The organism is Clostridium sp., from assembly GCF_051656525.1.
Classification (GTDB): Bacteria; Bacillota; Clostridia; order Clostridiales; family Clostridiaceae; genus Clostridium.
Genome location: NZ_JBOGCC010000296.1, coordinates 1 through 2,502, shown reverse-complemented (window position 1 = coordinate 2,502; position 2,502 = coordinate 1). Strand labels below are relative to the sequence as shown.

The window sequence follows — 2,502 nt, the reverse complement described above, 5'->3', positions numbered from 1 at the left end:
ATTGTAATTAAGCTTATAAAAGACTGTAATGATACTTATGAAATAATAAAGCATAAGAGAAATACTGACTTAATATTTGAAGAAGATAAATTTAATCTTAAAACAGATATTAAAAGAGGAGATGCATTAGTTGTTTTTGGTAAAAAGAAAGCACTTGCAGTTTCAGCAGAGCTTTTAAGTAACAATATAAAAACAAGTATTATATATGGTTCACTTCCATATTCAACAAGAAAAAAACAGTTTGAAAGATTTTTAGATGGAGAAAGTGAAGTTATAGTTTGTACTGATGCAATAGGAATGGGAGTTAACTTACCTATAAAACGTATTGTATTTTTAGAAACAAGAAAATTTGATGGAATATCTCAAAGAAGATTAAGAATTCCAGAGATAAAACAAATAGCAGGAAGAGCAGGAAGAAAAGGAATTTATGAAGAAGGATATGTAGCAACTGTATCAGATAAAGATTTAATAAGGTCAGCCTTAAAATCAAGAACAAAAAAATTAGAAAAATGCTACATTGAAATTCCAGACTCTCTTTTAGAATTAGATATAGATATAATAGAATCATTAAAAATGTGGAGTATTTCAAAAGCTAAAGGATACTTCCAAAAACCAGATGTTACAACAATAATATTCTTATTAAATAGATTAAAAGAACTTAAAGTTAATGCATCAAAAGAAGACCTTCTAAAAATGGCAACAATTCCATTTGAAGAAAACAATAAAAAGGTAATGGCACTATGGGAAGAATACTGCATTATGTACAGCAAAGGTGCAGTAAACTTAAAAAAACCAAAGCTTAAAGAAATAGTAAATGCAAAAAAAGAACTAGATGAACTAGAAAGTTACTATAAGTCATTAGAACTTAACTATTCCTTTGCAAAAAACTTTAAATTATTTATAGACAATAAATATATAAGCGAAGAAAAAGAAAATACTGCAAATAAAATAAATGAATTACTATTAACAAGCCTTCTTCAACATGAAAGAGTATGCTTAGATTGTGGAAAAAAACTAGCATGGGACTATCCAAGTGAAAGATGCAGACCTTGTAAAGAAAAACATATATTCTTTAGAGGAGACAGTTACAAACCAAAATTTAGAGGCGGAAGAAAAAATTCAGGATATAAAAGTAAAAGAAGTAGAGAATATAGAAAATAGAGACAGATCTGTGAAGAACCAAAATAGAAAGAATGTTTAAAAGTATAAAATTAAGCTAGTGATATTAAATATATTATGGATTTATGCTATAATTAGGATTATTAATATAGTGAATAAACTTACATTTAACATAGATAAATTAACAATGTTTCATAAATAGTGGAGGGCATAAAATTGATTAATGAAAGTAATAAGCTTCAAGTAAGAAATAGCACAGCTGAATTTTTAATTTTCACATCACAAAATAAAGAAAATTCTATTGAAGTATTAGTAGCAGATGAGAATGTGTGGCTAACACAAGATATGATTTCAAGTCTTTATGAAAAAGGAAGAACAACTATTACAGGCCATTTGAAGAATATATTTTTAGATGGTGAACTTGATGAAAATTCAACTTGTCGGAAATTCCGACGAGTTGCAAGTAATGGAAAAGAATATAATACAAAATTCTATAATTTAGAAGCTGTAATAGCTGTTGGGTTTAGAACAAATTCTGAAAGAGCTATAGTATTTAGACAATGGGCAAGTTCAGTGTTAAAGGATTTCTCAATAAAAGGGTACATAATTGACAAAGAAAGAATGAAAAATGGAAGCTTTTTAAATGATGATTATTTTGATGATTTAATAGAAGAAATCCGTGAAATAAGAGCAAGTGAAAGAAGATTTTATCAAAAAATTACTGATATTTATGCTACAGCAATGGATTACTCTATAGATGCAGGTACTACTAAAGAGTTTTTTAAAACTGTTCAAAACAAATTACATTTTGCTATACATGGTAAAACAGCGGCTGAGTTAATAATGGATAGGGCTAACGCAGAAGAAAAGAATATGGGACTAACCACTTGGAAGTCAGCACCAAAGGGTAAAATAATAAAGAGTGATGTTTCAGTTGCAAAGAATTACTTAATTAAAGATGAAGTAGAATCATTAAACAGAATTGTTACAATGTATCTTGATTATGCAGAAAATCAAGCTAAGAAAAGAGTTCCAATGACCATGGAGGATTGGTCTAAAAAACTAAATGCATTTTTAGAGTTTAACGAATATGAAATTTTAAATAACTCAGGAAAAGTAACAGCGAAAATAGCAAAAGCTTTTGCAGAAAGTGAATTTGAAAAATATAGAGTAATTCAGGATAGAGAGTATGAAAGTGATTTTGATAAGTTGCTAAAGGAATATAATTAAAGAAATTTATAATGGATAGGCTATATAAGTCTATCCTATTTATTATAAAAAAATATAGTTAAAACTTGAATTTGAAATATTATTAATTATAGTATATTTAGGGGATTTTAAAGGTTTATACTTACGGTGTGGTGAACCGTATCTATGGAGAAC

2 protein-coding genes are annotated in these 2,502 nt (G+C 27.6%); both read left to right on the top strand.

All coding sequences use genetic code 11. From position 1 onward, the window contains the following. The coding region (locus ACRDDY_RS14950) for a helicase-related protein (RefSeq protein ID WP_438565738.1) at positions 1-1,161 on the top strand (1,161 nt) is incomplete at its 5' end. Positions 1,162-1,335: 174 nt separating this feature from the next. Then, a complete protein-coding gene (locus ACRDDY_RS14945) occupies positions 1,336-2,349 on the top strand; it encodes a virulence RhuM family protein (RefSeq protein WP_438565737.1) in 1,014 nt (337 codons plus the stop codon). Positions 2,350-2,502 lie beyond the last annotated feature (153 nt).